General features: G+C 74.2%; 8 protein-coding genes. 6 read left to right on the plus strand and 2 right to left on the minus strand.

Features of this window, described 5'->3' with window-relative positions:
- The first annotated feature begins 45 nt into the window (after window positions 1-45).
- The 4 genes from ITJ40_RS17465 (at window position 46) to ITJ40_RS13600 (ending at window position 2,895) form a co-directional block, all read left to right on the plus strand.
- Entirely contained in the window at window positions 46-936 is an 891-nt protein-coding gene (locus ITJ40_RS17465) for a cupin domain-containing protein (RefSeq protein WP_194667576.1), read from the plus strand.
- A gap of 112 nt (window positions 937-1,048) precedes the next feature.
- Window positions 1,049-2,407: an MFS transporter gene (locus ITJ40_RS13590; protein WP_194667577.1), complete on the plus strand. Its 1,359-nt coding sequence runs from the start codon at window positions 1,049-1,051 to the stop codon at window positions 2,405-2,407.
- A gap of 50 nt (window positions 2,408-2,457) precedes the next feature.
- Window positions 2,458-2,634 carry a hypothetical protein gene (locus ITJ40_RS13595; RefSeq protein ID WP_194667578.1) on the plus strand — a complete coding sequence of 59 codons (177 nt, stop codon included), beginning with the start codon at window positions 2,458-2,460 and terminating at the stop codon, window positions 2,632-2,634.
- A gap of 54 nt (window positions 2,635-2,688) precedes the next feature.
- Window positions 2,689-2,895: a hypothetical protein gene (locus tag ITJ40_RS13600; protein WP_194667579.1), complete on the plus strand. Its 207-nt coding sequence runs from the start codon at window positions 2,689-2,691 to the stop codon at window positions 2,893-2,895.
- 73 nt (window positions 2,896-2,968) lie between these two features.
- Here ITJ40_RS13600 and ITJ40_RS13605 read toward each other — a convergent pair whose 3' ends face one another.
- Entirely contained in the window at window positions 2,969-5,101 is a 2,133-nt protein-coding gene (locus ITJ40_RS13605) for a DEAD/DEAH box helicase (RefSeq protein ID WP_194667580.1), read from the minus strand.
- Between the two features lie 294 nt (window positions 5,102-5,395).
- On the opposite strand from ITJ40_RS13605, the gene ITJ40_RS13610 reads away from it, so the two are divergent.
- Together ITJ40_RS13610 and ITJ40_RS13615 are read left to right on the plus strand one after the other, a co-directional pair.
- A complete protein-coding gene (locus ITJ40_RS13610; RefSeq protein WP_194667581.1) occupies window positions 5,396-6,544 on the plus strand; it encodes a glutathione S-transferase family protein in 1,149 nt (382 codons plus the stop codon).
- Entirely contained in the window at window positions 6,544-7,332 is a 789-nt protein-coding gene (locus tag ITJ40_RS13615) for an alpha/beta hydrolase (RefSeq protein ID WP_194667582.1), read from the plus strand. The genes ITJ40_RS13610 and ITJ40_RS13615 overlap by 1 nt, the downstream gene beginning before the upstream one ends.
- Here the strand turns inward: ITJ40_RS13615 and ITJ40_RS13620 are convergent.
- On the minus strand, window positions 7,295-7,669 hold the full coding sequence (locus ITJ40_RS13620; RefSeq protein WP_194667583.1) for a DUF6804 family protein: 375 nt from the start codon (window positions 7,667-7,669) through the stop codon (window positions 7,295-7,297). The genes ITJ40_RS13615 and ITJ40_RS13620 overlap by 38 nt on opposite strands.
- Window positions 7,670-7,842: the final 173 nt, after the last annotated feature.

Here is a 7,842-nt window from a genome sequence, read left to right on the forward strand (position 1 = left end):
TTCCACGACCCGGGCATCCCGCATGCCCGACAGAGAGGACACCGCATGCGCGTCCAGGCCGAGACCCCCGCCGTCACGATGCCCGCCGACCAGTTCACGGGCGAGGTCCGCCTCCGCTGGCTCTCCACCCCGCAGACCGCCGACCAGCGCGCGGTCGTCGCGGCCGTCGCCTTCGCGCCGGGCGCCCGCACCGTGTGGCACTCGCACGTCCTCGGGCAGACCCTGCACGTCACGTCCGGCATCGCCCGGGTGGGCACGCGCGACGGCGGCGTGATCGAGGTCGCGCCGGGCGGATCCGTGTACATCGAGGCCGGCGAGGAGCACTGGCACGGCGCCACCGCGCACGCGCCGATGGAGCACATCGCGGTGCTGGAGGACGGCGACGACCCCGTCGCCGCGACCGGGTGGGGCGCGCACGTGACCGACGAGGAGTTCCTGCAGCCCGCCGTCCCGTCGTCCGTCGCGACGCCGAGCGCCACGCCGGCCGCCGCGCTCCACGTGCCGCTCGGCGCGCCCGTGCTCGTGCACGCGCTCCGCTACACGGCGATGTTCGGGGAGAAGCCCTTCGACGAGGCGCTGCTCGTGTACCTCGACAACGGCTCCTACAAGATCCTCTCGCCCGGCGAGGAGCACTACGGCAGCTACGTCTCGGCCGCCGAGACGGGCGTCGCGCCCCGCCACGTGGCGTTCCTCTCCTGGCCGTCGGACGACTGGCACCGCAACGTCGCCAGCCACACGCTCACCTTCTCCGAGGACACGGGCGCCTTCATCCAGTCGCTCGTGCTCCCGGGCGACGCGGTGCCGCGCGCGCAGCACGGCTTCGCCGAGGTGGTCGCGGATCCCGAGCGCGTCGACATGACGGCGTCGTGGGATGCGCTGCGGGTCACGCACGCGGCGTCGTTCGAGCGCCTGGCGGAGCGGGTCCGCCAGCTCTGACGTCCCGGGGCGGGCTGCTGCCCGCCCCGGCGCTACGCTCGATCCACCGCGAGCGCCTCCTCCCACCCCGCGAGGCGCGCGATCCCCGAGCGCCCTCCCGGAAGCCAGGACCATGACCACGACCACCTCGCGGCCCAGCCGCGCCCAGCGCCTCGACCGCCTCCCCTGGACCCGCGCGCACTCGCGCATCCTCGGCGGCAGCGGCGTCGGCTGGGCCCTCGACGCGATGGACGTCGGCCTCATCTCGCTCGTCATCGCGCAGCTCGCGGTGGTCTGGAAGGCGGATGCGGGGCAGCTCGGCCTCGTCGCGTCCGCCGGGTTCCTCGGCATGGCGATCGGCGCGAGCGTCGGCGGGCTGGTCGCCGACCGCATCGGCCGCCGCCAGGTGTTCGCCCTCACGCTGCTGGTCTACGGGGTGGCCACGGGCGTCTCAGCGCTCGCGATGTCGGTGGGCGCGCTCATCGCGCTGCGCTTCGTGGTGGGCCTCGGGCTGGGCGCCGAGCTGCCCGTCGCGTCGACGCTCGTGAGCGAGTTCGCGCCCGCGCGCATCCGGGGACGCGTCATCGTGATCCTCGAGTCGGCGTGGGCGGTCGGCTGGACGGCCGCGGCGCTCATCGGCTACCTCGTGATCCCCGCGAGCGACGCCGGCTGGCGGTGGGCGCTCGCGCTCGGCGCCGTGCCCGCCGTGTGGGCGATCGTCGTGCGGCTGCGGCTCCCGGAGTCGGTGCGGTTCCTCGAGGGGAAGGGGCGGCACGCGGAGGCGGAGCGCGTCGTGCGCGGGCTGGAGGCGGCGGCCGGGAGGACGCCCGCACCCGGGGCCGACAGCCCCGCCGAGCTCGCACCGGATCCGACGGACAGCGTCGACGCCTCCCCCGCCGCGCCCCGCGAGCGCCTCTTCGGCGCGAGCCTCCGCCGGCGCACGCTCTCCCTCTGGATCGTCTGGTCCTGCGTCAACTTCGCCTACTACGGCGCCTTCATCTGGCTTCCCACGCTGCTCGTCGCGCAGGGCTTCTCGCTCGTGCGCTCGTTCGAGTACACGCTGCTGATCACGCTCGCGCAGCTGCCCGGCTACGCGGTCTCGGCCTGGCTCGTCGAGCGGTGGGGGCGCCGCGTGACGCTCGCGGTCTTCCTCGCCGGATCCGCCGTCTCGGCCGGGCTCTTCGGCACCGCCGACGACGTGACGACGATCCTCGTGTTCGGCGCCCTCCTGTCGTTCTCGAACCTCGGCGCGTGGGGCGCGCTCTACGCCGTGACGCCGGAGCTCTACCCGACCCGGGTGCGCGCGACGGGCGCGGGCAGCGCGGCGGGCTTCGGGCGGCTGGCCTCGATCGTCGCGCCGCTGTGCGTGCCGCCGCTGGTCGCGCTGGGCGGCGTCGCGCTGCCGTTCGGGGTGTTCGCGGCGGTGTTCGCGCTGGCCGCGGCCGCCGCCCTGACCCTGCCGGACCTCCGCGGCGCGGCCCTCGAGGACTGAGCGGGCGGATCCGGTCGGTACGCTCGGGAGCACCGAGCCGAGGAGACGCCGTGATCCTGTCTGTCGTGTTGCCCGCCGTGATGGTGGTCGTGGTGATCCTGCTCGCCTTCGCCGTCATCGGCACCAAGCGCTCGAACCCGACGCAGGACGCACAGGACGCCGTGGCCCGCGAGCGCCGTGCGGCGCGGAAGGCGGAGCGCGAGCGCAAGAAGGCCGAGCGCGGCTGATCGGCGCTGGGGAGCATCCGCACACCGGCGACCAGGGACGCGCATCCTGATCGGATGAGCCCCTACCCCGGCCGTCGCGCGCTGCGTGACGCCGCGATCCTCACCGCGTTCGTCCTCGTGTCGCAGCTCGTCGTGGTGCCGCTGGTCGGCGGGACGCCCACGAACGACCACCTGGCCTCGGCGCTCGTGAGCGCCGTCCTCGTCTTCCCCATCACGTACCTCGTCGGGCGAGCAGCCGAACGGCGGCGCCGGGACGAGTAGCTCCCGCCGAACGCACGACGACGCCCCCGCGACCAGCTGGTCGCGGGGGCGTCGTGCGTGCGGACCGCGTCGGCTACGCGGCCAGCGCCTCCTCGAGGAGGTGCGACAGCGCGTCGAGCTGCACGGACGTGGATCCGGCCTCGTCGAAGTCCTCGCCGTCGAGCGCGCGCGCCGCGAGGCCCGCCTTGCTGTCGATGAGCTCCGCGATCTTCGCGTCGATGGTCTGCGCCGCGATGATCCGCCACGCGGTGACGGGCTCCTCCTGGCCGATGCGGTGCACGCGGTCGATGGCCTGCGTCTGCTCCGCGCTCGTCCAGCTGAGCTCGGCGAGCACCACGTTCGACGCGGCCTGCAGGTTGAGGCCGACGCCCGCCGCGGTGAGCGAGCAGACCACGACCTTGACCTCGGGATCGTTCTGGAAGGAGTCGATCGCGTGCTGGCGCGCGGCCGGGGTCTGGTCGCCGCGGATGGAGACGCTCTTCAGCTCGCGCTTCGCGAACGTGGCCTCGGCCTGGTCCATCACGTCGACGTGCTTCGCGAAGAACACCACCTTGCCCACGGAGCGGGCGAGCTGCGCGGCGTAGTCCGCCGCGAGCACGGCCTTGGCCTGGCCGATGCGCCGCACCATCGTGAAGACGTTCTCGCCGGTCTTCTGCGCCTTGGCCTCGTCGAGCTCCGACTGCGCCACGAGCCGCACGAGGCTCGCGCGCTCGGACGCCGGTCCGTCCATGACGTCGGCGACCGTGGTGCCGCGCGCGCCGACGAGCGCCGTGAACCGCTTGACGAGGCGCGCCGCGAGCTCGCGCTCGGCCTGGCGGATGGACCGGCCCAGGTCGTCGTCGAGCTCGACGGGCAGGTCGGCGATGCGCTTGGAGGGCAGGTCGGTCGCCACGTCGATCTTGCGCCGCCGCACGATGCCCAGGTCGATGACCGCGCGCCGCGCCTCGGCGAAGAAGCCGGGGTCGGCGGGCGTGAGGCCCGCCTCCTCCAGCTCCGCCATGAGGCGCGACGTGGGCTTGTCGCCGTCGATCCAGCCGAGGAACTGCCAGATGGCGCGGAAGTCGTCGATGTCGTTGATGAGCGGCGTGCCCGTGAGCGCCATGAGCAGCGGGTTCGACTGGCGCTGCCGGATGCTCTCGGCGAGCGCCAGCACGAACTTGGAGCGCTGCGACTGCAGGTTCTTGATGAAGTGCGCCTCGTCGACGACCATGCCGCGGAAGCCGAGCGTGCGCAGCCAGCCGATGTGCCGATCCAGCACCTCGTAGTTGACGATGACGACGTCGGCGAAGGCGTCGAGCCCCGCGCCGTCGCCGTGGATCACGGTGGCGCGGCGGTGCGGCGTCCACCGCTCGACCTCGCGCTTCCAGTTCATCTTCACGACGTTCGGGACGACGACGAGCAGCGGGTACGCGTCGGCGACGGACGCGGCGAGCAGCGCCTGCGCGGTCTTGCCGAGGCCGGGCTCGTCGGCGAGCAGGAACTCGCGGTGGCCGAGGCGCACGCTCTCGAGGAAGCGCGCCTGGTGGCGCATGAGCTCGAGGTTCTGCGGCGACAGGCGGTCGATGCGCGGGCTCTCGGGCAGGTCCATGCTCGCGATGCCGCCGCCGGCGCCGTACTCGAACGACTTGAACAGCGGGCCGAGCAGCTCCCAGTTCGCCAGGAGGCGGGTGGGCGGCGCGGCGGGCGCCGGACGGTCGAGGTCGGGCTCGAGGAACGGGTTCGCGAGCACGCGGGCCTTGACCGAGGGCGGCACGACCTGGCGCTCGACGAGCTTGGCGAGCGCGGGATCCTCGGGCTCGGGCTCCGGCTCCTCCTCCACGACCATCTCCACGCCGCCGTCGAACAGCATGTGCTTGCGCATGGCGCGGGCGGTCTCGGAGAGCTTGGCGTCGGGATCCAGCAGCGGCAGCACCGAGGTGTCGCGCGCGGCCGTGCGGGCCAGGATGCTCGCGATGCCGTCGAGGCGCTTGAGGGTCTCGGCGCGCTCGGGGTCGCTGAGCGGCGTGGCCGGGTCCTTCGCGTGCGTGCGCTCCTCGCGCATCAGCACGGCGATGACCTGGAACTTCGTGCGGTTGACGGGCTTGAGCTTGCCGCGCTGGGCGGCCTGCTCGATCTCGCGCACGGCGCGCGCCAGCACGGGGATGAGCCCCTCGTTGTCGATCGTGCGCGTGCGGGCGGAGGACCGCCGCTGGCCGGTGCGAGCCATGCAACTCCTTGTTCACTGCCGGGGCCAGGCGCTGCCTGCGCTCCCGGATCGGAAGGACGTAAGCCCGTCGCGCACGGTGACGCGTGCGGTCGGACGGTGGCGAGGGGACCTGCCTCGAGCAACCGGGGTTCCGGGTCGGGGATGGGATGAGGGTCCGCCGCCTGCGCCCGGCCGCCTCGGGGAGGACGGGCACGTAGAGGAGTTTAGGGCACGCGGGCGGTGCCGTGCGCCGCTGTGCGCGGTGCGGCTCGGCCCGGCCCGGTCGCCGTGGGCGGCCCGGCCTAGGGTGGATGCATGACGGATCAGGCGACGCCCGCAGGCAGCAACGAGGCGGGCGCTCCCGGCCGCTATGTCGAGGAGGGCGAGTTCACCCGCGACACGAACTACATCGAGGACCGGATCCTCCGCGACGGCTCGCAGGGCTGGCCCGTCGAGGCCGGCCGGTACCGCCTCGTCGCGGCGCGCGCGTGCCCCTGGGCGAACCGCTCGGTGATCGTCCGGCGCCTGCTCGGCCTCGAGGACGCCATCTCGCTCGGCCTCCCCGGCCCCACGCACGACGCCCGCAGCTGGACCTTCGACCTCGACCCCGACGGCCGCGACCCGGTGCTCGGCACCGAGCGCCTGCAGGAGTCGTTCTTCGCGCGCTTCCCCGACTACCCGCGCGGGATCACGGTGCCGGCGCTCGTCGACATCCCCTCCGGCCAGGTCGTCACCAACGACTACCCCCAGATCACGCTCGACCTCTCCACCGAGTGGACCGAGCACCACCGCGAGGGCGCGCCCGACCTCTACCCCGTCGCGCTGCGGGCCGAGATCGACGAGGTCGCCGACCTCGTCTTCCGCGACGTGAACAACGGCGTCTACCGCTGCGGCTTCGCGGGATCCCAGGAGGCGTACGAGAAGGCCTACGACCGCCTCTTCGGCCGGCTCGACTGGCTGAGCGACCGGCTGTCCACGCAGCGCTACCTCGTGGGCGACACGATCACCGAGGCCGACGTGCGCCTGTTCACGACGCTCGCGCGCTTCGACGCCGTCTACCACGGGCACTTCAAGTGCAACCGGCAGAAGCTGGACGAGATGCCCGTGCTCTGGGCCTACGCGCGGGACCTCTTCCAGACGCCCGGGTTCGGCGACACCATCGACTTCGTGCAGATCAAGCAGCACTACTACCTGACGCACACCGACATCAACCCGACCCGCGTCGTGCCCGCAGGCCCCGAGACGTGGGGCTGGCTCGAGCCGCACGGGCGCGAGGAGCTCGGCGGCCGACCGTTCGGCGACGGCACCCCTCCCGGACCGGTCCGCGAGGGCGAGCGCGTGCCCGAGGGCCACGGTGCGGTACCCCGTGGCGGGCGCGAGACGCGTCCCTCCGAGGCGCGCGCCGCGGTGTCCGGGACGCCCGTGCCCGGCTCGGCCGGCGCCGGATCCGCGAGCACGTCCTGATGGCGACGCGCACCGCCGCCCGCGTCACGCCGCGTCGTCGGCTGCTCGGCCTCGCGATCCGGCACGTCCCCGCCGTCGCGCGCTCCCTCCGCGGCACGCCCGCGGCGGGCACGCACGTCACGCGCTTCCCCGCCGGGCAGCAGGGCGTGCCGCTCGACATCGCCGTGTGGACGCCGCCCGGGCACGACCGCTCGGCGACCGGATCCCCCGTGCTCGTCGTCCTCGCGCGGCACGACGGCGACTGGCTGCCGTCCACGCTCGCGAAGGACCTCCGCGCGGTCGTCGTGACGATGGCGCCCGACGACGACGCGCAGGCGCTCGCGGGCCTCTCCTGGATCGCCTCCCACGCGGCCGGCTGGAACGGCACGGCGGAGCGGCTCGGGATCCTCGGTGACGGCCCGGGCGCCGACCGCGCGCTGCGCATCACCGCGCTCGCCCGCGACGCCGGCGGTCCCGCCGTGCTGCGGCTCGTGCTCGTCAGCCCGTCCGGGGACGTGCCGAGCGCCGGATCCACCGACCGCCCGGGCCACGCCCGCGACCCGCTGCCGGACGCGCTCGTGCACGTCGGCGCCGCGGATGCGCGCATCGACCACGTCGTCGCGGGCGTCGCGGCGCTCAAGGCCGCGGGGACGAAGGCGCGGCTCATCCGTATCCCGCAGGCCGACCAGGGCTGGCTCGCCTACCCGGCGGCCGACCCCCGGCTCGCCCGCCGGTCGCTCGACGAGATCGTCGCCTACCTGCGGCGCGGGCTCACCGAGGAGCGCGCGTTCGGGGTCGGCCCGGCGTAGGGGCATCCTCCACGGGCACCTTCACGAGGATGCCCGCGGCGATGAACACGATCGCGGCCACGTACTGCAGCGACTGCCACGTGACGGCCTCGACGGGGATCACGACGACGGGGTTCCACATCACGGCGACGGCCGCGAGCAGCGCGGCGCTCCACCAGCTGCGGGCGCGCACCGAGAACACGATCATGATGAGCGCGAGGATCGCGACCGCGAACCGCACCACCGTGAAGAACTCGCCGTCGATCACCGCGAACCCGGCCAGCAGCACGATGGCGCCGAGCAGCCCGGGCGCGAGCGACGGACGGGTGAACGCGGGGGCGGCGGGGGTGCGGGTCACCGGGCCAGTCTGCCAGCGCGCGCCGGGAGCGGACAGGACACCACGGAGGGCCCGGTCTGCCAGCGCGCGCCGGGAGCGGGCAGGACACCACGGAGGGCCCGGTCTGCCAGCGCGCGCCGGGAGCGGGCAGGACACCACGGAGGGCCCGGTCTGCCAGCGCGCGCCGGGAGCGG

Origin of the sequence: Clavibacter sp. VKM Ac-2872 (assembly GCF_015351105.1) — a bacterium.
In the GTDB taxonomy this organism is placed as follows: domain Bacteria; phylum Actinomycetota; class Actinomycetes; order Actinomycetales; family Microbacteriaceae; genus Clavibacter.

Coding starts and splice junctions, on each gene's coding strand:
- ITJ40_RS17465 (WP_194667576.1), top strand. CDS start 46: ATGCGCGTCCAGGCCGAGACCCCCGCCGTCACGATGCCCGCCGACCAG.
- ITJ40_RS13590 (WP_194667577.1), top strand. CDS start 1,049: ATGACCACGACCACCTCGCGGCCCAGCCGCGCCCAGCGCCTCGACCGC.
- ITJ40_RS13600 (WP_194667579.1), top strand. CDS start 2,689: ATGAGCCCCTACCCCGGCCGTCGCGCGCTGCGTGACGCCGCGATCCTC.
- ITJ40_RS13605 (WP_194667580.1), bottom strand. CDS start 5,101: ATGGCTCGCACCGGCCAGCGGCGGTCCTCCGCCCGCACGCGCACGATC.
- ITJ40_RS13610 (WP_194667581.1), top strand. CDS start 5,396: ATGACGGATCAGGCGACGCCCGCAGGCAGCAACGAGGCGGGCGCTCCC.
- ITJ40_RS13615 (WP_194667582.1), top strand. CDS start 6,544: ATGGCGACGCGCACCGCCGCCCGCGTCACGCCGCGTCGTCGGCTGCTC.